Origin of the sequence: Saccharolobus shibatae B12, from assembly GCF_019175345.1 — an archaeon.
GTDB classification, from domain to species: Archaea; Thermoproteota; Thermoprotei_A; order Sulfolobales; family Sulfolobaceae; genus Saccharolobus; species Saccharolobus shibatae.
Genome location: NZ_CP077717.1, coordinates 226,082 through 251,595 on the forward strand (window position 1 = coordinate 226,082; position 25,514 = coordinate 251,595).

Annotated in this window: 26 protein-coding genes and 1 pseudogene; 19 read left to right on the top strand and 8 right to left on the bottom strand. The window is 35.6% G+C overall.

The genetic code is table 11. The annotated features are described in order from the left end of the window. Positions 1-6 precede the first annotated feature (6 nt). The gene (locus tag J5U23_RS01585) at positions 7-1,110 is read left to right on the top strand and encodes a GMP synthase (glutamine-hydrolyzing) (protein WP_218266711.1); all 1,104 of its coding nucleotides are present in this window, start codon (positions 7-9) and stop codon (positions 1,108-1,110) included. Here the strand turns inward: J5U23_RS01585 and htpX are convergent, their stop codons facing one another. Continuing rightward, entirely contained in the window at positions 1,111-2,091 is a 981-nt protein-coding gene (htpX, locus tag J5U23_RS01590) for a zinc metalloprotease HtpX (RefSeq protein WP_218266712.1), read from the bottom strand. A 107-nt stretch (positions 2,092-2,198) separates the two neighbouring features. On the opposite strand from htpX, the gene J5U23_RS01595 reads away from it, so the two are divergent. The 7 genes from J5U23_RS01595 to J5U23_RS01625 all read left to right on the top strand — a co-directional run bounded on the left by J5U23_RS01595 (position 2,199) and on the right by J5U23_RS01625 (position 9,230). Next, positions 2,199-2,588 (top strand): CBS domain-containing protein, encoded by a 390-nt coding sequence (locus J5U23_RS01595; RefSeq protein WP_218259150.1) that lies wholly within the window; start codon positions 2,199-2,201, stop codon positions 2,586-2,588. A 93-nt stretch (positions 2,589-2,681) separates the two neighbouring features. Continuing rightward, a complete protein-coding gene (locus J5U23_RS01600) occupies positions 2,682-4,154 on the top strand; it encodes an MATE family efflux transporter (protein WP_218266713.1) in 1,473 nt (490 codons plus the stop codon). A 10-nt stretch (positions 4,155-4,164) separates the two neighbouring features. Then, complete coding sequence (locus tag J5U23_RS01605; RefSeq protein ID WP_218259152.1) at positions 4,165-4,983, top strand: class I fructose-bisphosphate aldolase; 819 nt, start codon at positions 4,165-4,167, stop codon at positions 4,981-4,983. 10 nt (positions 4,984-4,993) lie between these two features. Continuing rightward, positions 4,994-6,112 carry a glycosyltransferase family 39 protein gene (locus tag J5U23_RS01610; protein ID WP_218266714.1) on the top strand — a complete coding sequence of 373 codons (1,119 nt, stop codon included), beginning with the start codon at positions 4,994-4,996 and terminating at the stop codon, positions 6,110-6,112. A 58-nt stretch (positions 6,113-6,170) separates the two neighbouring features. Continuing rightward, positions 6,171-7,511 carry an APC family permease gene (locus J5U23_RS01615; protein ID WP_218266715.1) on the top strand — a complete coding sequence of 447 codons (1,341 nt, stop codon included), beginning with the start codon at positions 6,171-6,173 and terminating at the stop codon, positions 7,509-7,511. 44 nt (positions 7,512-7,555) lie between these two features. Continuing rightward, complete coding sequence (locus tag J5U23_RS01620) at positions 7,556-8,317, top strand: nucleotidyltransferase family protein (RefSeq protein WP_218259155.1); 762 nt, start codon at positions 7,556-7,558, stop codon at positions 8,315-8,317. A 16-nt stretch (positions 8,318-8,333) separates the two neighbouring features. After that, the gene (locus J5U23_RS01625) at positions 8,334-9,230 is read left to right on the top strand and encodes an N-acetylglucosamine kinase (protein WP_218259156.1); all 897 of its coding nucleotides are present in this window, start codon (positions 8,334-8,336) and stop codon (positions 9,228-9,230) included. A gap of 197 nt (positions 9,231-9,427) precedes the next feature. Here the strand turns inward: J5U23_RS01625 and J5U23_RS01630 are convergent, their stop codons facing one another. After that, positions 9,428-10,867 carry a gamma-glutamyltransferase family protein gene (locus tag J5U23_RS01630; RefSeq protein WP_218266716.1) on the bottom strand — a complete coding sequence of 480 codons (1,440 nt, stop codon included), beginning with the start codon at positions 10,865-10,867 and terminating at the stop codon, positions 9,428-9,430. A 44-nt stretch (positions 10,868-10,911) separates the two neighbouring features. Here J5U23_RS01630 and J5U23_RS01635 point away from each other — a divergent pair, with 44 nt between their 5' ends. Genes J5U23_RS01635 through J5U23_RS01645 form a run of 3 tightly spaced genes read left to right on the top strand, consistent with a single transcriptional unit; the run spans position 10,912 to position 13,822 of the window. Then, positions 10,912-11,271, top strand: coding sequence for a hypothetical protein (locus J5U23_RS01635; protein WP_218266717.1), 360 nt, complete (start codon positions 10,912-10,914; stop codon positions 11,269-11,271). Then, complete coding sequence (locus J5U23_RS01640) at positions 11,261-11,506, top strand: MazG nucleotide pyrophosphohydrolase domain-containing protein (protein WP_218266718.1); 246 nt, start codon at positions 11,261-11,263, stop codon at positions 11,504-11,506. The genes J5U23_RS01635 and J5U23_RS01640 overlap by 11 nt, the downstream gene beginning before the upstream one ends. A gap of 3 nt (positions 11,507-11,509) precedes the next feature. Further along, complete coding sequence (locus J5U23_RS01645) at positions 11,510-13,822, top strand: tRNA(Met) cytidine acetyltransferase TmcA (protein WP_218266719.1); 2,313 nt, start codon at positions 11,510-11,512, stop codon at positions 13,820-13,822. Between the two features lie 15 nt (positions 13,823-13,837). On the opposite strand, the gene J5U23_RS01650 is transcribed toward J5U23_RS01645, so the two are convergent. After that, entirely contained in the window at positions 13,838-14,626 is a 789-nt protein-coding gene (locus tag J5U23_RS01650; RefSeq protein WP_218259161.1) for a cytochrome C oxidase assembly protein, read from the bottom strand. A gap of 125 nt (positions 14,627-14,751) precedes the next feature. Here J5U23_RS01650 and J5U23_RS01655 point away from each other — a divergent pair, with 125 nt between their 5' ends. Further along, positions 14,752-15,144 carry a hypothetical protein gene (locus J5U23_RS01655; RefSeq protein ID WP_240780622.1) on the top strand — a complete coding sequence of 131 codons (393 nt, stop codon included), beginning with the start codon at positions 14,752-14,754 and terminating at the stop codon, positions 15,142-15,144. On the opposite strand, the gene J5U23_RS01660 is transcribed toward J5U23_RS01655, so the two are convergent. Next, positions 15,141-16,397, bottom strand: a complete 1,257-nt coding sequence (locus J5U23_RS01660) for an acetyl ornithine aminotransferase family protein (RefSeq protein WP_218266721.1) — start codon at positions 16,395-16,397, stop codon at positions 15,141-15,143. The genes J5U23_RS01655 and J5U23_RS01660 overlap by 4 nt on opposite strands. Before the next feature lie 155 nt (positions 16,398-16,552). Between J5U23_RS01660 and J5U23_RS01665 the strand changes: the two genes are divergently transcribed. The 4 genes from J5U23_RS01665 to J5U23_RS01680 all read left to right on the top strand — a co-directional run bounded on the left by J5U23_RS01665 (position 16,553) and on the right by J5U23_RS01680 (position 21,351). Next, positions 16,553-18,166 (top strand): thiamine pyrophosphate-requiring protein, encoded by a 1,614-nt coding sequence (locus J5U23_RS01665; protein WP_218266722.1) that lies wholly within the window; start codon positions 16,553-16,555, stop codon positions 18,164-18,166. A 2-nt stretch (positions 18,167-18,168) separates the two neighbouring features. Then, complete coding sequence (locus tag J5U23_RS01670; RefSeq protein WP_218266723.1) at positions 18,169-18,966, top strand: aldo/keto reductase; 798 nt, start codon at positions 18,169-18,171, stop codon at positions 18,964-18,966. Positions 18,967-19,115: 149 nt separating this feature from the next. Continuing rightward, entirely contained in the window at positions 19,116-21,125 is a 2,010-nt protein-coding gene (locus J5U23_RS01675; RefSeq protein WP_218266724.1) for a protein kinase domain-containing protein, read from the top strand. Between the two features lie 37 nt (positions 21,126-21,162). Further along, positions 21,163-21,351, top strand: coding sequence for a hypothetical protein (locus J5U23_RS01680; protein WP_012712117.1), 189 nt, complete (start codon positions 21,163-21,165; stop codon positions 21,349-21,351). Here J5U23_RS01680 and J5U23_RS01685 read toward each other — a convergent pair. Both J5U23_RS01685 and J5U23_RS01690 read right to left on the bottom strand, forming a co-directional pair. Beyond that, a complete protein-coding gene (locus J5U23_RS01685) occupies positions 21,348-21,728 on the bottom strand; it encodes a RidA family protein (RefSeq protein ID WP_218266725.1) in 381 nt (126 codons plus the stop codon). The genes J5U23_RS01680 and J5U23_RS01685 overlap by 4 nt on opposite strands. Before the next feature lie 24 nt (positions 21,729-21,752). After that, positions 21,753-22,586, bottom strand: coding sequence for a CBS domain-containing protein (locus tag J5U23_RS01690; RefSeq protein ID WP_218259168.1), 834 nt, complete (start codon positions 22,584-22,586; stop codon positions 21,753-21,755). 393 nt (positions 22,587-22,979) lie between these two features. Here J5U23_RS01690 and J5U23_RS01695 point away from each other — a divergent pair, with 393 nt between their 5' ends. Beyond that, positions 22,980-23,129: a hypothetical protein gene (locus tag J5U23_RS01695; RefSeq protein WP_218266726.1), complete on the top strand. Its 150-nt coding sequence runs from the start codon at positions 22,980-22,982 to the stop codon at positions 23,127-23,129. Positions 23,130-23,436: 307 nt separating this feature from the next. Continuing rightward, positions 23,437-23,586, top strand: a complete 150-nt coding sequence (locus tag J5U23_RS01700; protein ID WP_218266727.1) for a hypothetical protein — start codon at positions 23,437-23,439, stop codon at positions 23,584-23,586. On the opposite strand, the gene J5U23_RS01705 is transcribed toward J5U23_RS01700, so the two are convergent. Beyond that, a complete protein-coding gene (locus J5U23_RS01705; protein ID WP_405048829.1) occupies positions 23,543-23,851 on the bottom strand; it encodes a type II toxin-antitoxin system RelE family toxin in 309 nt (102 codons plus the stop codon). The two genes, J5U23_RS01700 and J5U23_RS01705, sit on opposite strands and share 44 nt — an antisense overlap. Positions 23,852-23,920: 69 nt before the next feature. After that, positions 23,921-24,445: a DUF1286 domain-containing protein gene (locus tag J5U23_RS01710; protein WP_218266728.1), complete on the bottom strand. Its 525-nt coding sequence runs from the start codon at positions 24,443-24,445 to the stop codon at positions 23,921-23,923. Positions 24,446-24,634: 189 nt separating this feature from the next. On the opposite strand from J5U23_RS01710, the pseudogene J5U23_RS01715 reads away from it, so the two are divergent. Then, positions 24,635-25,290: pseudogene (locus J5U23_RS01715) on the top strand (IS6 family transposase). Positions 25,291-25,514 lie beyond the last annotated feature (224 nt).

The window sequence follows — 25,514 nt, forward strand, 5'->3', positions numbered from 1 at the left end:
AACTAAATGTTTGATCCTGCTTCGTTCGTTGAGGAAATAGGACCACAGCTGAAACAGAAGGTTGGTAATGAGAGAGTTTTAGCTGCAGTAAGTGGTGGTGTAGATAGTACTACAGCTGCAGTTCTCGCTTATAATTTGTTGGGTAACAAAGTAATTCCCGTTTTAATAGATACTGGATTTTTAAGGAAAAATGAAGCTGAGAAAATTAAAGCTTATTTAAGTAATGTCTTACCTAACCTTATCGTAGTGGACGAGAGGGAGACATTCATTTCTGAGATTGAGGGAATGGAAGAAGCTGAAGCTAAAAGAAAGAAATTTAGAGAACTGTTCTATTCTACTATTTCATCATTAATGAGAAAGTTCAATGCAAAGTATTTAATGCAAGGAACCATAGCAGCTGATTGGGTAGAAACACAAGGCGGAATAAAGACACAACACAATGTCTTAGTTCAAATAGGTATAGATACAGAGAAAGAATGGGGCTTTACATTAATTGAGCCGTTGGCGGACCTATATAAGAATGAGGTCAGAGAACTAGCTAGATATCTTAAATTACCTAAGGAAATTTCAGAGAGGCAGCCGTTTCCTGGTCCTGGCCTCCTAGTAAGGACAATTGGAAAGCTGACTAGGGAGAAGTTAGAAGTAGTGAGAGAAGCTAATGATATAGTTGAAAAATATTTAGATCCCTTTAATTATTCACAATACTTTGCGGTTTCTTTTGAATCTGATGGTAATTTTGTAAATTTGGACGGTATTGACGCATTTTTATATAAGGCAAGGGCAACTGGTGTTAAGGGTGACGTTAGGGCTTATGGCAATATAGCAAAAATTGAGTGTAGTGATATTAATGCAGCGAAAAGCTCTGTCGATACTCTGGTTAAATATGATATTACCCACATATTATGTTCCTTGGATGAAAGGAGTAACGGGAAATACAGCATTGCAATAAGGGCAGTAATTACGGAAGACTTCATGACTGCAGATTACGCTAGAATACCTAAAGAAGTCCTAGAGAAAATTAGTTCTGAAATATTACAAAAAATACCTAACGTAAAGGAGGTACTTTATGATGTTACTTCTAAACCACCTGCAACTATCGAGTTTGAGTGATTAGTATTTAGAAACTTTTTCAAGTAATTGAATTCTTTTTGCAGGATGTGGATGATCCATAAATATTTCAGCATACCATGGAACCTTTGTAGTCTTCCAAATCTCCACTAACTCTCTAGCATCCCATGTTGGAACTTCTTCAATAGCGTTTGTGAAGAATAGCATACTTGCCATTTGATTGGTAGTACTCTTTTTCTTAAATTTCTCTAATGCGCTTGGATCCATCGAAAGTGTCAGTTTAGCTAAGGCTAATTGTAAGTTTTCTTTCCCGCCTGGTACTGTTAAGGCTGAATTAACATCAGCATAGGCTTCTCTCATTCTATTTAGGGCTAATACAAGTAGTTGGAAAACGAAGCTTACTGCCATCATTGCAATTCCTATTAAGAAAAGTAATCCTCCATTATTTCCTCTGCCATTTCCTCCTCCACCACCGAACATTCCTCCCCAGAATATCCACCAACCTAAGTAATAAATTAAAGCTGGAATTAGACCTACAGCCATTAGCAATTCTACATCTCTATGCTTTAGATGTCCCAGTTCATGCCCTGCTACGGCCATTATTTCATCCCTATTTAGTAATTTTAATATTGGTAATGTAAAGGCTATTCTTTTACCGGCTATTGGACTTCCATATGCGAAAGCATTAGGGAATGGTACATCAGCGATATACACTTTTGGAACATCTCTAAATCCATTATACTTTGCAACTTCGGCTACTGTATTGTATAACCATCCGTAAACTGGATCAGTAGGGGTTACTTCTATTGTTCTGTATGCCCAGTTTATCATATATGGCCCAAATAGCCACTGAATAATGTTAAGGAAGAATATGAACATTAAGATAGATAACATTAATCCCACACCAAATTGTGCTCCGAATGCATAATCAGCAACTGCTAATGCTAATGCAAATCCTAATAAAACAATTCCTAGAGTTGCTAACGCCATATTTAATCTTAATTTTACTACTTCCCAATTCATATGCTATTTTCTTGCGGGAAGTTTATATTATTTTTCATTACACGCAAATGGCATTAGTGAGAGCATAACCTAAACTTATATTATCTTTTTTATCAACAATAGTAAATATGAAAGAAGAATTTGTAAGAGAATATATGAAAAGTAATGTAGTAACGGTAAGTAAAAACACTGTGCTTAGAGAAGTAACTAGAATAATGACAGATAATAACGTAGGCTCAGTAATTGTAGTAGATAATGGGAAACCTATTGGCATAATAACGGAACGCGATGTAGTTAGGGCCATTGGAAAAGGTAGAAGTTTAGATGCAAAAGCAGAAGAGATAATGACTACTTCCCTTATAACTATCAAGGAAGATTCACCGATAACTGGGGCATTAAGCCTTATGAGAACATATAATATTAGACATTTACCAGTTATTGATCATTATGGAAACTTAAGGGGAATAATATCTATAAGAGATATTGCGCGGGCAATAGATGATATTTTAGAAGGCTAACAACTTTGTTAATAAGAGATTTTTGATTTAAGATCGCGTCAAATCTTTTTGACTCGATAGACTATAAATACTTTATTTTTAATACGTAAAAATGTGGATAAAAAAGAGAGTGTGAGAGTTACAAGAATAGGTATTATTAACTTACTAACAAGGACTTTAGGGGCGCCTATTTCATTTATCTTCACGTTATTAGTTGCAAGGTATCTGTCGAATCCTCCCTATGGTATTATATATTTTGCTACTTGGCAAACCTTGTATGTTTTCACAATAGGCTATTTTACAATACCCGCAAATCTATTCTCATTAATAACGTCAAGATATTCTGCAGAAAGGAAGAATGTTGGTGGAATAGTAATAATTAACTTGATAGCAGGAATTATTTCAGGTTTAGTTTTTGCCCTTTTAGTCCCATACTACATTTCTTTAACTAAGCTCAATGTTCCTATTTATTTCTATTCTGCAATATCGCTAATTATTTTAACCTACTTGCTGACTGTAACGAATTCAATAGCTCAAGGAAGAACACCCAAGATAATTGGAGTTTCCGCATTAATCTTTCAGGTTCTGAGATTAGTTTCTGGGATTGTATTCATGTTCCTATTTAATCTTTCGATTCTGGCAGTAATCCTAGCTTATAGCATAGGCTATCTTGCTCAGATATTATTCAATTTATTCTTCATAAGAGCTAATCTCAAGATTGACTTTAAGGTAGCTTTTTCGGCTGTTAGAAAAGCAGTGGTGTATATAGCGAATTATATTCAATATATTCTAGAAGCATCAATGGTATGGATTACTCTAGCTATCGTAAAATCAGATTTAGTAGTAGCATATTTTGAGTCTGCCATTATAGTTAGTAATGTCCAGATTTGGTCACAAACGATATATACTGGCCTAATGGCTAAGTTGGCTGAAGATAAGAATCCATCTATAATTAGTGATGCCATTAAACTTTACTCAATAGTAGGTAGTCTATTTTTAATTCTTATTTACATAGACGGATATGGACTTTTATACAAACTAAGACCTGAGTATACAGCTGCTATTTTCTCTCTTTATATACTTACTTTTTCGAATTTCATAAGAGGTTTATATAGCATTTTCTATCAAAGTATAACAATGGCCGATCCTACTCTATCAGTAGAATCTAAGGATGAATTCAAAGGTCACCTATTTAAGCTGACTACTTCCAATTTACTTTTTTCATTGCTAGGTTTAGGAATTTCAACTTTTCTAATTTACTTCTTCTCCTATTACTCACCGTATTTATTAGCAGCCTTCATGAGTATCGGGATAATAATTAATTCATTTTCAATGCTGTTTACTTCCTATAAAGCATGTAGAAGAATTTACAATTTTAGTTTCCCATTTAGAGAATTTCTAATACCATTAGCCTTAGGCGCACTTAGTTTGCCCTTATCAGTGGTCTATAGGCCAGTAAGTTTTCTGGCAATGGGTATATATGCTATAGTAATAATTTCGTTCTTTACTCTATATAATTACGCTCTTAACCCATACGGTAGAAGATTAGTAATAGCGATTATAAGAGAATTTAAGCAAAGAGTTTAATCTACTTTATATGCTTGGTTCAGAAATTCGGATGGCTAGGTTGTTCGAGAAAGGTAGAGCATTTGTCGTAGCACTAGATCACGGATTGGTAATGGGACCATTAAAGGGAATAGAAAACCCGATTGAAGTTGTTGCCAAAATTGCCAAGAATGGTCCAGACGCCTTGCAAATGACTCCCGCTATGGTTAAGCTAGTTAAGGAAAATTTCTTCACAAGAGGTTCACCCATTTTAATTGCTAGATTGGATACTGCGAATGTATGGAGGCAAAAATACAAGGTATATAATGAAGGTTACTATGCGAGTATTTATACAGTAAAGGACGCGATTAATATTGGGGCAGACGCTGTGGTTACGTATCTTGTAGTTGGCTATGGGAGTGATACAGTGGAGGGGTATAATTTGAGTGCTTTGGCTTCCTTAAGGAAAGAAGCTAATGATTATGGGATACCGTTTATCATAGAACCCCTATATGTTACAAAAGATAATCCAGATTCAGTAAAAGAACTAGATCTCGTAAAGTATGTATCTAGATTAGCATCAGAAATAGGTGCTGATATCCTAAAGGTTGACTATACGGGAAGTAAGGAGTCATTTAGACAAGTCGTAAACGTAGCGTTTAGCCCGATCCTAATTAGAGGAGGTCCAAAAACCAACACCAATGAGGAATTCTTAAAGATGTTGCAAGATGCTCTAGAGGCTGGAGCTAAGGGTGTAACTGTAGGTAGGAATTTATGGCAAGCAGATGAACCAGATAAGCTAGCCAAAGCAATATCGAAGGTTGTTCATGAAAATGTAGATATTGGAGAAGCTTTAAAAATTTTGAAGTAAAGGCTTGTTTATGCAATTAAAATGGATAAACTTTTTCTTTTATTTGGCATTGGTCGTGCTTATTTCAGTATATACTTATGAAACAATAATTACTTTTTCGTCCATTAACTCCTATATAGGAGATGAGGTATGGTACCCTACCGCTGCCTATAACATGTTAAAATTGGTGTTTCATTTAAATCCACCACCAATGATAAATATAGGGTATCCGAATGAGCAGAATATTCAAACATATATTAACCCAGAGCATCCTCCTTTAGCTAAGTACATTATGGCAGTTTTCATCTACTTTATGGGGTACTATCCAATAGCTTGGAGATTACCAAGTTGGATTCTAGGCGATTTAATGCTTATAGTAGGTTATTTTCTTGCTAAAAAAATGGTCGGGAATGGAATTTTAGGTAACCTTGCCGGAATACTTTCTAGTCTCCTCATTGCATTAGATCCTAATGTGTGGTCTCTTCACGGGATAGGACTTCTTGAAATTTACGTATCCTTCTTTAGCCTATTATCTCTTTATTTTCTATTAAACGATAAACCATTATGGGCTAGTTTAGCGTTAGCATTGGCTATGCTATCAAAGGAATCAGCTTATGTTCTAATATTTCCGTTTCTATACTATTTAGGGGAAATTTCAAATAACGTTAAGAAAAGAGCAATGTATGGCATAGGATTACCAGTTTTGATTTACGTTTTGTTCTCTACACCGTTAATAGCTTATTATGGTGGAGTTAAAGCATGGCTAGACGCTACTGTGATCCATAGTGCGTCATGGGACATTACTAATGGCCATATCACATTAACGGCAACTTCTCAAATTTCAACGCCATGGGATTGGTTTTTAAATATTCATTCTTTCTACCTTGGTTACAATTTATACGCCAATACTAATCCTTATGTGTTAATACTATGGATAATCACAACTCCACTCGCTTTTATATTTAGGGACAGCAAGCTGATAACCACTACAATGTGGGCTTGGACTATGTGGATAGGATTTGTAATTGTGTATTTACTAGGAAATCACACTCTCTTCAGTTTTTACGTAACTGATTTCATGCCAGTAGCTGATACGTACGTAGTAGTGTCATTATTTATACTAGTTCAAAAGATAAATATTCTAAAGTAATTTTTTACCGATATAAGGGAAAGAGTTTAAATAATAGTCGTAGAAAAGTGATTTTCGGATGAGTACTTCGTCACTCAGCAAAGCTCAACAAAGCCAAGAACCAAAAAGACATTTAGGTTTTATTGATATCGTTTTCCTTTCAATGGGTTCTCAAGCACCCTTTCTGAGTATTCTGACATATGGTGTAGAGGCGTTTATTATTGCAGGCTTCTTAGCTCCAATAGCTATTATTTTAGGTACCCTACTAGTCTTACTAAATGGATTTGTAGTTTATGAACTTTCAAAGAGATTTACCAAAGCTGGTGGTTATTATACATACGCATTCTATTCTTTAACAAAGCGTTTAGGTTTTGAGACTGGATGGCTCTATGTGTTGTATTCAACTACATACGGTGTTGCATATGTTTTTGGGACTACGTACATAATCTATCATATTTTGGGGGTAAATCCATGGATAATAGGGCTAGGACTATTATCGATTGCATCCTTGTTTGCCATAATGGGTATAAAGATTAGTACAAAGTACGCTGTTTTTACAAGCTTGTTAGAAATAAGTATTATGACTATTCTTGCAATAGTATTTTTAAGCTCTACTGGATTTCACTTGTATAATCCATTATCCTTTCATGTAAGCCTAGGAACTTTAGCATATGCTATTCTATTCGGTTCCAGTATACCTACTGGATATGGATCAATAACACCAGTTTCTGGTGAAGCTAAAGATGCTAAAAAGACAATCAGTAGAGCAATTATAACAGTTATCTTACTAGGAGGGTTGCTAGCTGCATTCGATATTTATGCAATAGGTGATCATTTATTATTCTATAATATATCTGCAAATAATGTTGATATTTTGCATCTAATAGAAAATAAATTTGGTCTTATTACGTTCATATTTGTTTTGTTTGCAGCTATAAACGATGGTATCTTAGGTAGTTTGGGCTTTATAATAGCAACGTCTAGGACAATCTTCGCAATGTCTTATACTAATCTCTTACCTAAAGTTTTCAGCAAGTTTGAAAGTTACAAAGGTCCTACTAACGCTGTGATATTGTCAGTCCTATTATACTTTTTGACTTCACTTTTAGGTTTATATTTTATAAATAATCCATTTCTTGCATTTGGAGTCTTAGGGACTATAGCATTGTTTTCAAGTCTATTTGTACACGTAGCAGCTAATTTCTCGTTAATAAAAATTTCAATTAAGAAGTTTAGAAGGAGACTGTTCCAAATTATAATTGGAATTTCTGCTGTAATATTCAGCGTATTTGAGCTAGTAAATTCTATATCTTCTGCATCTCCTATAGAAGTATATATCTTTATGTCATTTATAATAATAGGTTTTCTAGCAGCGGAGACGTTAAGTATGATAGAAGAGGAAAATGAGGAAGAAGAATAGGTTTGCAATGAGTTTATATAATGTGAAAATTTTAATATCAATTGATGCTTAAAAAAGCCGTAATCACATCTGCTGGAAAAGGTAGTAGGATGAAACATATAACGAGTGTATTACCAAAGGCATTACTTCCTTTATTCGTCACCGAAAACGGAGGTAAGGTAACTAGACCAGTTATAGATTTAATAATAGATTCATTGAACAAGATAGGTATTGAAAAATTTTGTATTGTAGTAGGAAGAAACGGAATGTTACTTATGCAATACTTATTCGATAGAACACCAACCTTTGTATTCCAAGATATGCCTAAGGGATTTGGTGACGCTGTATTAAGAGCAGAGGACTTCTCATCCAATGAGCCATTTTTTGTTCATGCAGACGATGGCGTTCTAACTAAAGGATACGAGTCACTTAAATTGCTATTTGATGAAGTAAGTCCAGATGCTGTACTTTTCGTGAGAAGAGTTGAAAATCCTAGTAGATACGGTGTGGTAACTATCCAAGATAAAGGGGTATATGATGGTCATAAATTATATAAGGTAATTGACGCCGAAGAAAAGCCATTACATCCAAAATCTAATTTAGCCATAGCAGCGGTTTATATTTTTAAGCCTAGTATATTTAGTGCGTTGAAACAAATTAATGTTGAAGAAGGTAAAGAGATAGAATTGACTTATGGAATACATAACTTGTTGCTAGATGGTAAAGAAGTTTATGCGTTAGAAATGAGTGAAGATGAAAAATGGTTGAACGTGGGAGATCCTAAAAGTTACCTTGACGCATTAAACTATTCATTTAAATTTCTTTAACAACAAAATATATTTGATGATACTTGTTGGAGTAGATGGCGGAGGAAGTAAAACAAGCGCAATAGCCTATACTTGTAGCGGGTCTTTTTTAGGAAAAGGTCTAGCTGGACCTGCAAATTTTCATAACGTAGGTGTTGAAGAGACTGTAAAAAACGTTAACAAGGCTATTTTATTAGCCACAAAAGGTATGAAACCCGACGTGGCTTATATAGGATTAGCAGGAATAGATTCTAAATATGATTATAACGTAATGTCAGAAGCGCTGAGACTTGTTGCAAAAGACGTCTATATTGATCATGATGGTTTTGTCGCGCTCTACGCTGAAACTAGAGGAAATCCCGGTGTTATAGTCATAGCTGGTACTGGAAGTGTCATAGTTGGCTATGATGGTAATAGGAGAGTTCGATTTGGTGGTCTAGGATGGTTAATAGCTGACGAAGGTTCAGCTTATTGGATAGGAAGAGAGGCACTAAGAGCTTTCGGAAAAATGTTAGATGGAAGAATGAATAAGACTTTAATAGCTGAGAAGATCATGAGAAGTTTAAATATAAACAATCTTGACGATCTCATCAAGTGGGCTTATCATGAGGGGCATAAGGTTAAAGAGATTGCGTCATTATCAAAAATAGTAGATGAGGCAGCCAATGAGGGGGATGAAATAGCTTTAAACATACTGAAAAGTGCGGCTTTCGAACTTGCTAGTGACGCTGTTAAAATGGCGGTGAAAATAGGTGTCGATAAGATATACCTTAAAGGCGGGATGTTCAGCTCACCAATATATTTCAGTTTCTTCAGAAGTTATCTAGACAGTAATAATATAAGGGGTATAGTTGCAGAACACGAACCGGAGCAAGGTGCTCTTCTTTTAGCCTTTAAACGAACGGGATGCGATATTAACGTGTTAGATTTTTAATTCCTCCTCAGTTAGAAATAATTCTAAGACTCAAGAAAACCCTCAAATGTGAGATGGTTGGCGAGATGGAAAGTATAGCCCTAAAAAAAAGAAGTGGTTTAGGAGATGTCTTGTTAATTACGTTAATAGTTTCCTAAGAAGAATGATATAAATTATTGCCATTTAACCTTCTAATGTATGATTAGGAGTAATTTGAGTTATTTAACGGGTAATGCTACTCCCTCACTTCTAATATCAGCAACTCCAATATATCTTCCCTTCTTATACTTTAGGGCTTGTACTATCCCCACTTCTGGCGAATAGTAATCTGTCTGTGTGGCTGGAACACCTAGTCTCTTTTCAGCAACAACCTTATTTCCTAAATACATGAATCTAGGTGCTTGAACGGCCTCATCAATTTCCATATTATAATCCGCATAATACTCAAATACTTCAGCGTGAATTTGAGGTCTTAGATCTCCGCCTGCACAACCAATAAAGACTCTCTCATCTTCCTTCTCAGCCATTAGTATAGAAAGGGTATGTAAGGGTCTCTTCCTAGGTTCTGGTTTGTTATTTCCCTCAGAAAATCCTGCGCCTCTATTATTAAATGGTATATCGTTTACTACTATCCCAGAGCCGAAGGGATAAAATAGACTCTGTATAAATCCAATTTCATTCTCACCATCAGAAACGGCGAAAAACGTTGTATCTCCAGTGACGTCTACTTTTACCTCGAATCCATACTCAGCAATCTTATTTGCAATGTATTTCTCTGATAACAACATCTCTATTGGTACAGTCACAAATTTTGGATCCGCAATATATTTATTTCTATCAGCGTAAGCTAATGCGCTTAATCGCACATGATCATTTATTCTCCTTACGTCATTGAAAGGCAATTTGTTTAGCTCAGTAATCTCAACCATTTTGAGTAATTCTAATGTAGTTATTCCTTGAGTATTTGGCGGTAACTCATATAGCGTAAAGTCCTTGTATTTCATTTTTACTGGACTAATAACTTCGCCACGAAATTCGCTGAAGTCTTCGTAACTCATTGGTACCCCTCTTTCTCTTAATCCATTAGTTAGTTCTTCCGCTATTTTTCCATCATAAAAGCTTCTAGGATCTTTTGCAATCTCCTTTAAAACCCTAGCAATTCCCTTGAGTCTTATTTCATCTCCAAACCTTTTATTGCCATAAACTCTATTCCAATCATCTGATAATTTGAATGAACTTACTATTGCGTGATGTAACCCTCTTCCCACCATAAAGCCATTTGTTGCTAATGAAATTGCAGGGTTAAGTAATTCGTTTAACGATTTCGAGGCGTAATTTTCATAAATGAATTCCCATAGGTCTACCAATCCTGGAACTACTACGGTAAGTGGACTTCTGTCGTTGTCTATTTTCTCTACTTTCAATTCCTTAGGAGCCCAACCAGATGCGTTATACGCTATTAAACCCTCTGGTGTTTTGGCCAATAAAAATCCATCACCTCCAAGACCACTAGTATGTGGTATCACCACTGATAGAGTAGCACTTATTGCTATAGCTGCATCGAATGCGTTTCCCCCTTCTTCTAAAACCTTAGCTCCTACATAACTTGCTATGTAGTTTTGTGTTGTGACGACTTTCTTACCTACTGCGGAAGGCATAATTATTTAATAGTTTGACAAACATAAAAATATCCATCCCCATCATGGAACTTCCATCAGAAGTTAAGAATAATCTAAGTGAGGGTGTATGTCTCACGTGCTGTAATGATTCAGTAGTATGCATGACCAGTGATTATCCTAAAAATGCCAATGCTGAGGTATTATTTGAAATAGACAAGGAGGGTAGAGAAGTAATTTTTAGACATATAATCATGGATGATCCTTCAAATCCACTAACTGTCGAATATTCAGTAGATACTAAATTTGTTGAGAATGTTTCACGAAAGAAATGGATTAACATATATTTTGTCGATGAGAGCTTTAACGAGGAGATTAAGTTAAGAATAACTTTTTCTGATGATGAGATAAGAGTGATGCGGAGGGAAATCGGACTTGGAACCTAGGGAACTGCAGTCCAAGATGAAGGAAATGTATTTTGAAAAAGATTCACAAAGGGGCATTTACGCTACATTTACGTGGTTGGTAGAGGAAGTAGGAGAATTAGCTGAAGCACTTCTATCTAACGATTCAGATTCTATACAGGAGGAATTAGCGGATGTTATAGCTTGGACAGTATCGATAGCTAACTTAAAAGGTATAGACATAGAAGAAGCTTTAAAGAAGAAGTATAAATTGTAAGCAATGGTAAATAAAGAACAGTTTTATGATCAAATAGGAAAGGCATTAGAAGACGGTAATATTAGATATTATAGGAACTTAGTTTACATAGAGAGGGAGGATTATCTAGATTATGTCAAGGAAATTATAAATGTATTTCTTAAATTTAAACCAGACCCTTCAGTAGCGTATGGTTTCGTACCTTGGGCGAGTGGTTCTAAAGAGAGAATGAAGACTATAAAAGAATATTTCTCGAAATTTGATGATATCGATTATGCTAATGCTGAATATTACCTAGGTAATACTTATGATTTGGTCATATTGGATGCTGTAGATAACTTTCAGCCAATTAACATAGGTAGACTTGTTGATCTTGCTAGAGGTGGAGGTTTAATAATAATTTATACAAATAATCTAACTAAAGATAAGGCTTTTAGAACTTCAATAGTGAGGAACGGTTTAGTTTTAGACGAATATGAGAAGAGGTTCAAAAGAAAATTGTATGAGCATGAAGGGATATTTATCGTTGATGCTAACGGATATGTTTCTAAGCCATTTTCCGGTACCATAATGCTAAAATCAGAGAAGAAATTACCAAGAAATCCCGTAATGCCAAGAGAAATTCATGAATTATCACTGAGTGAGGACCAAAACAGAGTTATAGAGAATTTCGCTTATTTACTAAGTGGAGGGCAAAGAGCTTTAGTTTTAACAGCTGCTAGGGGCAGAGGAAAAAGTGCAGCTACTGGATTATCTATAGCGGGGCTAATAGAAAAGCTTGGGGAAAGAAAAGGGAAAAACGCTAGAGTAATAGTTACTGCTCCATCAATAGCTAGCGCATCTCAAGTAATGTCGTTTGCTAAATTAGGTTTAGAAGTTTTAGGTGAAGAGCTGTCAGTAAAAGTTAGTGATACCGGACATATAAAGACATTAAGAGGTGACTATTTCAAGGTAGAGTATGTTCCGCCGGACGCAGCGGTTGAAGATGAGGGTGAGCTTTTAATCGTAGATGAAGCCGCAGCCTTAGGCATCAATTATATAGACTTAGCACTAAGAGCGTGGAAAAAGGTGGCGCTAGTAACTACAGTACATGGATATGAGGGTTCTAACAAGGCTTTTCTTAGATATTTAAGAAGATTAATTGAAAGTAAAAGGATTAGGGTTAAATGGATAAATATGGAACAGCCTTTAAGATATGCAAATGGAGATCCAATAGAAAAGTGGCTCTACGACGCGTTATTACTTGACGCAGAGCCTTCAGAACCACAATATCTTAATGATACAATGATTTATGAAGATGTGGATAAATCTGAACTAGCCAACGATGATATCAAATTGAGAGCAATTTACGGAATAATGGTAACAGCTCACTACAAAAATAATCCAGATGACTTAATGATAATGTTGGATGGAGTTCATCATAAGATAAAGGCCATACGGATAGGGGAGAACTCATACGTTGCGGCTTGTCAAATAGCTGAAGAAGGTGAACTTTCTGACAATATGGTAGATATTGCTTTAAAAGGTGGTACGTTTGATGGTGATCTAATACCTGACAGAATTATAAAACACGTTAGGATTAAGGATTTTGCCAGATTACGAGGGTGGAGGATTGTTAGAATCGCCGTTGCTTCAGAACTTCAAGATAAGGGATTTGGTAGTGAGCTGTTAAAAATGATATATGAAGAAGCTAAGGATAAAGGAATGGATTGGGTAGGTTCTTCTTTTATGTCTGATCAAAAAGTTCTAAATTTCTGGATAAAGAACGGCTTTATCCCAGTTCATATATCACCAAAGAAAAATGAGAAATTAGGTGATTACCCAGTTGTTGTTATTAGACCTATAAGTGATATAGCAACTAAGATTGTAAAAATATCTGTGTATATGTTAAAAGAGAAGCTGCTTAACACCTTACACGATGTGTACTTTAATATGAACCCTGAAGTAGTTAGGTTAATATTAAAAGGAAGTAGGATTGCTCATAAGACCGTTGATGTGAATCCAATATTATTAGACAAAACCATCTCATTTCTTCAAGGTGTAAGTCCATATGAGTCCTCGGCTGATGGAATACATATGTTAACGTTAAAGTATTTCTGGGATGGAGAAAGAGATTGGAGTTTGACTCAAGATGAAGAATTGGTGTTAATTGCTAAAGTTATTCAAGGTAAGCCATGGAGTTACGTGTCTACTATACTTAATAGTAATAGGACACATATATATGAATTAATATATTCTGCTATATCAAAAATAATGCAAAAATATTATAACTTAACCGCTGATAGTAAGGTAGGTCTAACATTAAAGGATGTGATGAGTTCACAACAATATGAATAGGTGAATGGATGCACCTCAACTGATGCTATTCAGTATAATAGCCACTACCACGAGAATCGAGAATAGCTGGTGTAATCCAATAGACATGCCGGGCTTTAATGGATTTCTATTGCTAGAATCCCATACCCATAAGCCAACAATTATTTCTAAAGCTGTGAAAATTAATGTTAACCAGTAATGTAGTAGGACTACAGCAATAATGAAGATTAACGAGACAATACCGTGAATTACCCATGCAGCTTGTAACCATGGGTTTCTCTCCTTATCTTTTTCCCAAGGTCTACCTATCTTTAGTTTCATTCTCCTAGTCCCAGTTACTACACCTCCCATGAAGATAACGAAATATAAAAAGTGTGGAGGAACTATCGCGTTAATCAGAAAGGACACTATATCCAATTTAAACATTCCCAATCCTTGTAACATAATGAGAAAATAAGAGACGAAAGTCGTATAAGCTGCTATATCATGCAAGCCTTGGAATATTGAAGGTAGCTTACCAGCTAGTACATATAGTGTCGCCATACCTAAAAGTGCTGTAAAAACTACGGATACAAATCCAATTATTGATATAAGGGATGGATGGATTATTAATATAGAAAGAGAAAAAATTCCGACTAATGTAGCTAAAATTCTGTGTATTGCCTCAGGGTCTTTTTTTGCAGCCAATTGCATTATATCATGTGTATATGGCCAGTTAGTTCCTAGTGATAAACCATATCCATAGCCTTCTACTATTCCACCAAAAACTATCGTTGTTCCAGCTAATATTGTCTCAAGTGCTGAAAGGTAAGTTAAAATCATCATTACTAATAGTGATTTTATACCTTAAAAATATCTTTTAGCTCGTAGTTAACATCTGGTAAATATGTTTCAAAACAATAATAGATTTGGGAAAAATTCTATTTATATCTTTGTGGAAAAAGTACTCAATGGCGGAAAAAGAAGTCGGAATTGCTAAGCTAACATTAAGATGGACAACTGCAATACTATCTGCACTATGGGCAGGAGTTCACATGGTACTAACACATGCAATATTGCCTAATTCAACTGCAACAATGATTTACGATACATTCTTTGGTTTTACATCTGCATTAGCAATAATAGCAGCGGTTTTAATAATTCAAGGAATAAAGTATAGCTATTCATTAATTACTGCATTTTATACCATTGACTTAGCATTACTTAGCGAGACTAGATTAGGACCAGCATTATTCGTAGGAAAGAAACTTCCATTTAATTATTATGTCGATATCTCCTTAGCACTTGATGGAATCCTAATAGTATTATCGTTAGTACTAATCCTTGTGGATAAGAGAAGTTAAAGTTTTTCTATTTCTTCTTTTAATATTCTAGTACCTTTTAAAGCCAAATCTTCCTCTATTATCAATGGGGGTTCTATTCTAACCACAGATTCTCCAGCACCTATTGCTAATACACCTCTTCTAAAGGAATTATATAATACTTTTTCTAGACCTTCGACAAATGGCTTATTATCTTTTCTTAACTCAGCACCTATGAGAAGACCTAATCCTCTAACATCGTATAAGTAAGGTGATCTAGTATCTTTAAATTCCTCAACAATTTTCTTGCCTATACTACTCACATGGTCTAAAAGTTTCGGAACCTCTTCTAAAATAACCTTTGCTGCAGCCAATGCTAATGGATTTCCTCCAAAAGTGTTTGCGTGAGATCCTGGAGGTAAATCCATGATCTCCTTTCTTCCAATAACTGCACCGAGTGGAAGTCCTCCACCTAATGCTTTAGCTAAACACACTAAATCCGGTGTTACGCTGAAGTGTTCAAATGCGAACATCTTACCCGTTCTTCCGATTCCAGTTTGTACCTCGTCAAGGATAAGTAGGATTCCAAATTTCTTAAGTAAATTATTTAATTTATAAAAGAAATCCTTAGGAGGTACAATAACCCCACCTTCTCCTTGTATAGGCTCAGCAATAAAAGCGGCTATTTCATTAGGATCAACTACCTTCTTGAAAATCCAGTCCTCTATAAATCCCAATAACGCTTCAGTGCAATCCTCTTTACATAAGGGATCTCTCTTATCTGGATATGGGATCAAATACGTTGATGGTAGAAGAGGAGAGAAGGACTTCCTTTGGATAGCTTTACTTGAGGTAAAGGCTAAGGAACCTAGAGTTCTTCCGTGAAAGGAATTAATGAAACCTATAATCCATTGTCGTCTCGTATGCCCTCTAGCTATCTTTATTGCCGCTTCAACACTTTCAGTACCACTGTTGGTATAAAACACCTTAGCTGAGAATGGCATTAGGGAGCTTAATCTTTTAGCTACTTCTACTGCAATTTCATAATAAAAATCTGTAAGACTATAATGGAAAAACTTCTCCATTTGCTCCTTTACTGCACTAATGATCTTCTCGTTTTTGTGACCTAATGCTACTACTCCTATCCCCGCGTTAAAGTCAATGTACTCCTTTCCCTCGATATCGTAGACTATAGCACCAGAACCACGGTCTATGACGAATGGATACCATCTCCTAAAGGATTGCATCAAATATTCTTGATCCTCTTTTACTAACTCGTCTACTTTCTTACTCATAGTTTAAAATTCGAACTTATAATATATTAATTTTTCCTAAATTCTTAAAGTAACAAGGCCGAGTATTCGTTTATCGTAAACAGTAAATTAACATCATTTAATATTTTCTTTGGAGCGAAAGATAATATTTTATATTCATGATAAAATATTAAGATATGAATGCGGGAAAGGCATTCTTATCTCTCCTTAAAGAAAGTGGAATTAGTAAGATATTTATAGTATCTGGCACGGATTACGCTTCATTAATAGAGGCTAAAGTTGAAGATCCTAGCTTGCCAGATTTTGAAATAGTACCCCACGAGATTACCGCAATTTCGACCGCAATAGGTTATGCATTGGGTAATAAGCTAAGCGCCGTTGCGGTCCACACTACACCCGGGACAGCAAACGCGTTAGGAGGTATAATGAGTGCGTATACTTCTAGAATACCACTTTTAGTTATTACGGGAAGGAGTCCATATACTGAAAAAGGTAGTACTGCGAGCAGGAACTTGAGAATTCATTGGACGCAAGAGGCTAAGGATCAAGGAGAATTGGTAAGGCAATATGTTAAGTATGATTTTGAAATTAGGATGGCTGATCAGATACCAGCAGTAATATCTAGAGCAATCCAGATTATGATGAGTGAACCTAGAGGCCCAGTATATCTTGTATTGCCAAGAGAGGTAAGCGTTCAAGAAGTTAATGAAGTTAAGAGAATACCAATGGACTATTATGAACCCGCACCTTCTCCAGAGAAAATCAATAAAGCTAAGGAGATGCTGGAAAAGTCTGAAAGACCGGTAATTATCACGTGGAGGGCTGGAAGGAGAAAAGAATGGTTTGAGTCCCTAAAGAGATTTGCAGGTAGTTACAATATTCCAGTTCTCAATTATGCTGGGGAGGTTTTGAATTATCCCAGTAATGGGGCAATGGCCTTGGATAGATTTGATTTACGAAATGCTGATTTATTATTAGTAGTAGAGGCTGAAGTGCCATATTTTCCCAAGAAAATTGATTTAGATATCCCAATAATTAAGGTTGATGTAGAACCTTCATATTCTTATATTCCATACTACGGTTTTAGATGTGATCTATGTATACAATCCACTCCCAGCAACTTCTTTGATTATATCTCAATAAGAGCAAAGAGCTATGATGAAATTAGAGAGCTAAAGATAAAGCAGGAAGAATATAAGAAGCAAGAGATTGAGAGGTTAAAAGATAGGAAATCAATTCATCCTAAGTACTTATCGTATGAAATCGGGAATGTCGCTTCTGAGTATAATTTAGCGATATTTAATGAATATCAGTTTAATCCTAGATATGCTAAGCTAAACGAGTTCGGTTCTTATTTTGCTGACTTATCCATAGGTTATCTAGGCCTTGCATTAGGAGCTGGAGTTGGGTATAAAATAGCTACTAATAAGGATGTACTTATCACTACGGGTGATGGCTCCTTCATATTCGGCGTTCCAGAAGCCTTTTATTACGTGTCCTCAAAGTATCCTACAATGGTTGTGATTTTTGACAACGGTGGTTGGTTAGCGTCAGCCGAGGCAGTAGATGAGGTTTTCCCTGAGAGTTTGGCAAAAAGTAAAAAGTACTATCCAGGGGCAGATTTTGATAAGAGATTCGAGATCGGAAAGACTGTTGAGGCTTTTCATGGCTACTATGAACTAGTTGAGGATCCTTGGGAGATTAAGTCTGCCTTAATAAGGGGTTTAGAGAAAGTTAGAAAAGAGAATAAAATAGCCGTGATTCAAGTTATAGTGGATAAGGTGAGGTAATTATGAAGTTATGTAACAAAGAGATATCGCAAATTGGGTTTGGGACTTGGAAAATTGGCGGAGGTTATTGGAATCCAGATTATTCTAAGGATTCCTATTATATCGAGATGTTAAAGTATGTAATAAGTAAGGGGATAAACATTATCGATACTGCGGAAATGTACGGTGGAGGACATTCGGAAGAACTAGTTGGAAAATCTATACAAGATTTCGATAGAGATGGAATTTTCATTATAACCAAGGTATGGTCTAATCACTTGAGATATGATGATTTAATAAGATCTGCTAAAAATAGTCTAAGAAGGCTCAACTCAAAGTATATTGATCTATATTTGATCCATTGGCCAAATTCTTCAGTACCTTTAGAGGAAAGTATAAGGGCAATGGAGGAATTGGTAGATCAAGGCATTGTAAATTGTATTGGAGTGAGTAATTTTGATGTCAAACTTTTAGAAGAGGCCATGTCGTTAACTAAAAAATATGAAATAGTTGCAAATGAAATAGAGTATAATGTTGAGAATAAAAGCGCAGAAAAAGATGTTATACCGTTTTGTGAAAGGAATAATATAAAAGTAATAGCCTATTCTCCTCTCGCTAGAGGAAATATCAAGAGCAACAAGATATTAGATGAAATCGGACGAAAATATAATAGAACTTCTGTTCAAGTGGCATTAAACTACCTTATGAGGAGATCGATACCAATACCTAAGGCATCGACTAAAGATCACATTGATGAGATCTTGGGAGCTTTAGGATGGAATTTAAGTGATGAGGATTATGAGAGAATTTCCAAAATCTAAATAACTTGGAAACTTTGAAATGAGGAGAAACCATTTTAAAAGATATAAAAAGTGTGGTGTCCATAATCTGGCCATAACATGAGCTCGTTTTGAAGATGAGGTATTATATGATTTAAGTTACTTAAGATATTCCTTTGAACAGAGTTAATGTGCAGTTAGTATTACAGTTAGATGATCAGAAATATTTATACGTTGATGGCGTAATTAGGCCTTTTGATGGTAAGATAAAGACTAGGGATGACGTGATAGGGTACGGTGTTATTTATGATGCAGGTAAGGTAAAAGTTTTATACGATTATAAGGTAGTGAGAGTAAGTGATTTCAGTGTAGTTACACAAGCAATATTGAAGGAAAAAATAGATAATTTGAATATTTATTTGTTTGAAAACGGTAATATTATATACGCATATTTTGGAAATCTCCCTAATCCTAAATTAAACTTTCCATACATGATTATACATGGGATACCTATCGCATTAGGTTCTAAAACTGAGATAATAGAAGCTATAGAAAGGGACTATAGGGTTGCACTATATGCATTAGACAATTTTAGGAATGACCCTAGCATAGTAAATCATTCTATTTTATCTTTAGTCAAATTTGAGAAATGTGAGGATGCAGTAAACTATTATAAGGAATTGAGAGTTTCTGACCCAGAGGTTTCCTTAGCCGTAGCTCAATGTATGGAGAAGATAGGAGAGGAATTGGAGGCCTTAAAGATCTATTCATTTCTATCCGAAGAGAAGTATAGGGAGTTGGAGAGTAAGATTAGAAGTAAGGTAAACTCAATTATTGAGGAATATAGGAAAGAGGGAAACGTGAAGCTCTTAATAGACTCTGTTAAGATGTTACCAACGTATGACGCACCACTTATTGAATTAGGCTGGTATTACGTTAACAAGAGGAAGTTTGAGGATGCTGTAAAATACTTCGAGGAAGCTGTTAAAAGAGTACCTACGTTCCATAATCTGTTGCTATACGCATGGTCTCTTATAAGTAGTGAGAAATATAAGGAGGCATTAGAGGTTATTGAGAAAGCGGAAAGGGTTAAGCGGAATGCCGGTTCCGCATACATAAAAGGATTAGCTTTAGAGGGTTTAAATGCCCCATCTCAAGCTGAAAGAGAGTTCCTCTATGCGTGTAGGGAAGGGATAATTGATGCGTGTATGAAGATTAGATCGTATAAGCTTTACGTACCAGAGCCTTTTGATGCTACAGCCTGGTTAGGCTATGTGCTCTATGGATACGAAGTAAAACAATTGTTGGGAAATGGCGGTATGGGTTATGTGTTATTAGTTGAGAGAAATGGTAGGAAGTATGCTATGAAAGTGATGAAGAAGGAATATACTTTTATAGAAATGCTTTATGAAGTTGCTAAAATGCAAGAAATCTCGAAGAGATCTGAATACTTAGTTAAAATATTTGCTAGTTTTCTAGATGAGAATTGGACAGATTACTTTAGTTCTCCACCCGCAATAATAATGGAATATATGGAAGGGGGTGACTTAAGGTCAGTCTTAGTCGATCAAGAGTATTCTGCGTTACGTCATTCGGTCAAGTGGCCTCAAGTAGTTGCATTCGTGTTCTCTAAACTCGCAAAAGCCGTTATAGAAGTTCATAAGGAAGGGTATACACATTGTGACATAAAACCATCTAATGTTCTGTTCAATAAGAAGCTACCTAGGTACGGAGAAGATGCTCTAAATTCTTTACTCAATTTTGAAGTTGTACCTAAATTATCTGATCTAGGTTCATCGGTAAAAATAGGTACTCCAGTAATGCACTATACTCCCTATTATGCCCATCCCTTACAGAGATTCGGGAATAAAGCCGAAACTATGTTCGACGTTTACTCGTTTACAGTATCCCTTTACGTATCTCTCACTAACAACTTTCCATACCCAGAATGGTTAGAAAATGAAATTGAGGAAGCTGTAAAGAATTCAGAGAAAAGAAAACAAGCTTTGGACGATTTTCATAAAGCAGTACCAAGGCTTGACTATGTACCAGTGGAATTTAAGGACCTTATAATGAGTGGGCTAAAGGGCGAAGTTAGTATGTTAGAGATAAATAGAAAACTGGAAGAAATTTTGATTGAAGATTATAACATAGACATTAATAATTTGAACAGTGAAGCAGAAAAGCTTATAAGCTATTGATGACAGTTATATAAAATAAAAGAGTCGGTGAAAAAGAATGATAGAGCCAATGGCTAGGAAAGTGTTCGAAGGACTAGCATATACGATATGGGAAGACGACGAAGCTAGCGTTGTCCTATTAGAAGGTAAACCAATCCAAGCAAGCTGCGTTGAACACGGAAATCATAATCTATTCGATCTAGAGTGCCCGCATGTAGAAAAGCTATTGAAAAAGATTTTTTCTTAACCCTTCTGAGCTATAACACTTATTTCTATTAATGCGTCTCTTGGTAATCTTGAAACTTCTATAGTAACTCTAGCAGGAGAATTGTTACTGAAATATTTCGAGTAAACTTCATTGAATCTTTGGAAATCCTTTATATCTTTTAGATATACAAATGACATTACAACGTCATCTAGCATATAACCAGCTGATTCTAGAATAGCTTTTATGTTTTCGATAACTCTAATTGTCTGCTCTTCTATATTTTTACCTACTATTTCATTTGTATTAGGATCTACTGGGATTTGTCCAGATACGTAAAGCACGTCTCCAACTTTTACTCCTTGAGAATATGGACCTATTGGCCTAGGAGCCTTATCCGTGAAAACTATTTCCTTCATGTGGATTACTAAATCGAAAATAGTTTAAAGTTTTTCCTTAAATTTCTCCATAACTAGAATATGATGTAGAGCTATTAACAAATCCCTCTCAGTAATTATACCTTTTATGGTATTATCCTTGTTCAGTATAAGCAGCGAGCCTATTCTCTTTACAATCATCTCTGCGGCAGCCCTATTTACTGAAGCTAGCTCATCAATAGTCACTAAGTTTGTGACCATAACGTCCTTCACTGCCTTATTATAGAAGTAATCTGGATCCAATTTATCCACTGCTTTAGCTAACTGCCTAATAGCATTAACTACAGTTATTATTCCCACTACCTTGTTATCATCATTAATGACTGGCAATCTCCTAAATCCCCTTCTTAACATTAATCTAACTGCTTGATCCAATCTCACATCCTTATAAATAGTTCTAACTTTAGTTGACATGAAAACCTTTACGGGAAAGATCTCATCCAGATCCTTATAGAGTAGTAAAAATTCTCTCTCTGTTATTATTCCTACTGGTTTATCATTTATATCAACAACTGGCAATGATCCAAAATTCCTTGTAACCATTATGTTTAATGCAGTAAACTCATCAGTAGTATTGTAAACTGTAACGGGATTAGGGGTCATATAATCTATTACTGGAGTAGTAGAAATACGATAGAGATCACCTTGGCTACAATTATCTTTGCAATACGATTCTACGGTAGATAAGAGGTCTCTAGTGGTTAACAGCCCTTCTATTTTTTCATTTGCTATAATTATTCTACCGATACCTCCCTCATTTATTTTCTTAAACGCTAAACCTAATCTATCCTCCTTAGACAATATTGGTGGATTTCTTATCATTAAAGTCTCTATGTTCACATATATTATCTGTTATTTTACTTTATAAACATGTGTTTACGAAGAATGAGGGGTTTGGGCTTCATTGAATTTTCATGAATTTTTATCTAATCCTCAGCCCTTGGACTTCACCGAAGTCATGGGACATTGTCCCGTTCACTCTTCTCCGTCCCTTTAGCAGGATAACCCCAAACCCACACCCATTCAATTTCATGGATGTGGGGAAACCTATATAGGCGTTAAGACATTGGTAGTCTTCAACCCTTACGAAATGCCTTATGTCCGGTTAAAAACATGTGACGATATTAAGCAAGCTTACCGGATTCTTCCGTCAACACTGTAAGAAAAATAAAGTGATTAAACATGGTTGTCGGTTGAAATTACTATCCTCATGTCAACATTTATAGGGTGTTTATGTTTGTAAGATTAGAATGTTATGTTGATGAAATGGTGTACAAGAAAAATTGTTCGGATAAACTTTTCGGCGAAGAGGAGGGAGCTGTTGATCTAATTCTTATGAGATATGGTATTAAGCCTACCTCAGACTATTACGAATTTGGTTAAAGATAAAGAAAATTATCAATAGGGATAGGAATAATCCTAACTTGGATAAAGAGATAATCGAAATAGCGGAAAAGTACGCGATAAAAAAGGAATTGAATAAAGATGCTCTGATAGATATTGCGAAATATTTCAAAAACAAACAGTAGAAATTTTTCTCAGTAAACTAGGGAGTTATTTCAATTTCTCTCTCGCATCATTTTACCCTGGGATCCAACACTTACGCTTTTACTACTTACTCAACAATTTTTCAAAATTCAATGAGAGTAATCAGCATATCCTTTTTAATGCCAGTAACAAATATATACTTATGAGAATTGTTGAAGATAAGGATGGTGAAAGATTCCTAGAGTTAGAGAGTGAGGAAGATATAGATGAACTATTCAATGCAGTAGTAAAGAGGGCTAAAGAAAAGGTTAAGGCTCGTAAACCCTCTTATGAGGCCCAACCTCCCAAATAAATACGATACAGTTTTTTGAATCAACACTGTAAAGTATCCTTATATCCCCAGTAACTTCTATGGAAAACATGGGATTTCCGTACTTATCTCTTCCTAACTTCTCTCTGGCATATTTCAAAGGATCGCTTTTAAGTAGTTTAATCTTCTCTCTAATCATGTTTAATATCTTAACGTTAGGAAACTCGTTAGAAATGTATTCTACTAATTCATTAAAACTCTTGGCCTTCCTCATGCTAACTCTTATCTTCCACTTCTCACAAACCACAATAAGATAGGAACAAAACACATTTAAAAACTTTTCTGCTTTCATTTAATATCTCATTAGAAATAATAGTTATATTTTCATTGAGATTAGAAACATCAACACTCCAACTATCATTGCTAAACCGTTAATTGCCGGGTTATCATATCTGAAATGGGCTAATGCAAATCTTCTCCATTTTCCGTGTTTTTTAACGTAGATTCCCCTCTCGGTGAATACGTCTAAGAGCATATGGGAGGGTCCAACAATTACACCGTTTAACAATGTTAGTAACACTACTTTATTGTTGAGTGAGAAATAGTATTCGTGATAGCTAAATCCGTAATAATAAATCAATAGGGGGATAAGGATTGGGACTACGGAGATGATACCCCAAGCTATACTTCTGGGGATTGTGTGGGTTAACGGTGTCCTTACCGGGATATATCCGTATCTGGTTGTAATTTCCTTATGGCCGATCCTATCAATCAAGGAATTACCTATTACTGAAACTATTCCGCTAAAGATTAGAGTGTAGTAAAAATATTCATGAAAGAGTACGGAGTCCAGAAGTGATAATAAACCGGTTGAGAAGATGTAATGGGTTCTCAACTTCATTAGAACCTCCTCAAAGCGGAGTGTGGACAACAATTTTGTTAATTCAAAACAAATTATATGAACTGTTCGTGTTCTATAAATAGAATGCGACGTAATACCTTTTTAGGGTGAGCACGGGAGTATTACTTGGGTGATACTACGGGAACTAGGTGGAGAGTTCCCGTGCTCACCCAAGTGATATTAGTTTTAATGGAGTATATTAATCTTAAGCCTAGGTTTTACTCTAGTGAGGTAATAGCCTCGGCTTTGGCTAGTTACCTCTCGGGTTTGTCTTCTTGGAGGACTTCTTTGCCTCATTCTACCTTGTTGTACTACTTGAGGAGGTTGAGCTGCATTAAGTACGTAGTGCCAATTAGTGGTTTTTATGCGGTAGACGAGACTAAAATTATGGTAATTAAGGGGCAGTATTATTACGTGTGGATTGTGAGGGATGTAAAGACGGGTGCGATACCCTTCTTCATGGTGACGAGCTTGAGGAGTGGAGTGCACGTACTAATAGTCTTGACCAACGTGAAGAATGCGGAAAAGGAGGCTGAGAAAGTGCTCAAAACGAGGATAGACAAGGTAATCTATCTACACGATGGGGCAACAATCTATAACGCGTTCACTTGGCTAAACGTGGAGCACAAGAGGGTAACGTTCAACGAGAGGGACTACGCAGAACAAGGGTTCAGAAGCTTAAAACACAGGATATCCTCAATGGATTTTCACTTCCCGTGGAACACTAATAGGTTCACGCTCACGAGGTGGTTATCAGTGTTCTTTCTAGCTTATAACGCGCTTTACGCTCCAGTATATTTGCTAGACAAGGGGTGATAATAAATGTAAATATTCCAAATGAATGAAATTGTTGTTTACACTCAATAACGGGTATACAATAAAGGATTTTGCTTTTTGGAAATTTAATAGTACTTTTAGAAAAAGTTGAAAAAAGTATCGATCTGGGTCAAAGTTAACTAAACGTTACTTGATAAAAATCTTATAAGTCAACAAATATTGGATATCGTGATTATTAATGGAAAGGGGTTTAAGTAAATGAATATAAAAATGAAGGATCTTAACGAGCGTT

Bases quoted from the DNA above. Each gene is read 5' to 3' on its own strand.
- J5U23_RS01585 (WP_218266711.1), top strand. From the start codon at position 7: ATGTTTGATCCTGCTTCGTTCGTTGAGGAAATAGGACCACAGCTGAAA.
- htpX (WP_218266712.1), bottom strand. From the start codon at position 2,091: ATGAATTGGGAAGTAGTAAAATTAAGATTAAATATGGCGTTAGCAACT.
- J5U23_RS01595 (WP_218259150.1), top strand. From the start codon at position 2,199: ATGAAAGAAGAATTTGTAAGAGAATATATGAAAAGTAATGTAGTAACG.
- J5U23_RS01605 (WP_218259152.1), top strand. From the start codon at position 4,165: ATGCTTGGTTCAGAAATTCGGATGGCTAGGTTGTTCGAGAAAGGTAGA.
- J5U23_RS01610 (WP_218266714.1), top strand. From the start codon at position 4,994: ATGCAATTAAAATGGATAAACTTTTTCTTTTATTTGGCATTGGTCGTG.
- J5U23_RS01615 (WP_218266715.1), top strand. From the start codon at position 6,171: ATGAGTACTTCGTCACTCAGCAAAGCTCAACAAAGCCAAGAACCAAAA.
- J5U23_RS01620 (WP_218259155.1), top strand. From the start codon at position 7,556: ATGCTTAAAAAAGCCGTAATCACATCTGCTGGAAAAGGTAGTAGGATG.
- J5U23_RS01625 (WP_218259156.1), top strand. From the start codon at position 8,334: ATGATACTTGTTGGAGTAGATGGCGGAGGAAGTAAAACAAGCGCAATA.
- J5U23_RS01630 (WP_218266716.1), bottom strand. From the start codon at position 10,867: ATGCCTTCCGCAGTAGGTAAGAAAGTCGTCACAACACAAAACTACATA.
- J5U23_RS01635 (WP_218266717.1), top strand. From the start codon at position 10,912: ATGGAACTTCCATCAGAAGTTAAGAATAATCTAAGTGAGGGTGTATGT.
- J5U23_RS01645 (WP_218266719.1), top strand. From the start codon at position 11,510: ATGGTAAATAAAGAACAGTTTTATGATCAAATAGGAAAGGCATTAGAA.
- J5U23_RS01650 (WP_218259161.1), bottom strand. From the start codon at position 14,626: ATGATGATTTTAACTTACCTTTCAGCACTTGAGACAATATTAGCTGGA.
- J5U23_RS01655 (WP_240780622.1), top strand. From the start codon at position 14,752: ATGGCGGAAAAAGAAGTCGGAATTGCTAAGCTAACATTAAGATGGACA.
- J5U23_RS01660 (WP_218266721.1), bottom strand. From the start codon at position 16,397: ATGAGTAAGAAAGTAGACGAGTTAGTAAAAGAGGATCAAGAATATTTG.
- J5U23_RS01665 (WP_218266722.1), top strand. From the start codon at position 16,553: ATGAATGCGGGAAAGGCATTCTTATCTCTCCTTAAAGAAAGTGGAATT.
- J5U23_RS01670 (WP_218266723.1), top strand. From the start codon at position 18,169: ATGAAGTTATGTAACAAAGAGATATCGCAAATTGGGTTTGGGACTTGG.
- J5U23_RS01680 (WP_012712117.1), top strand. From the start codon at position 21,163: ATGATAGAGCCAATGGCTAGGAAAGTGTTCGAAGGACTAGCATATACG.
- J5U23_RS01685 (WP_218266725.1), bottom strand. From the start codon at position 21,728: ATGAAGGAAATAGTTTTCACGGATAAGGCTCCTAGGCCAATAGGTCCA.
- J5U23_RS01695 (WP_218266726.1), top strand. From the start codon at position 22,980: ATGTTTGTAAGATTAGAATGTTATGTTGATGAAATGGTGTACAAGAAA.
- J5U23_RS01700 (WP_218266727.1), top strand. From the start codon at position 23,437: ATGAGAATTGTTGAAGATAAGGATGGTGAAAGATTCCTAGAGTTAGAG.
- J5U23_RS01710 (WP_218266728.1), bottom strand. From the start codon at position 24,445: ATGAAGTTGAGAACCCATTACATCTTCTCAACCGGTTTATTATCACTT.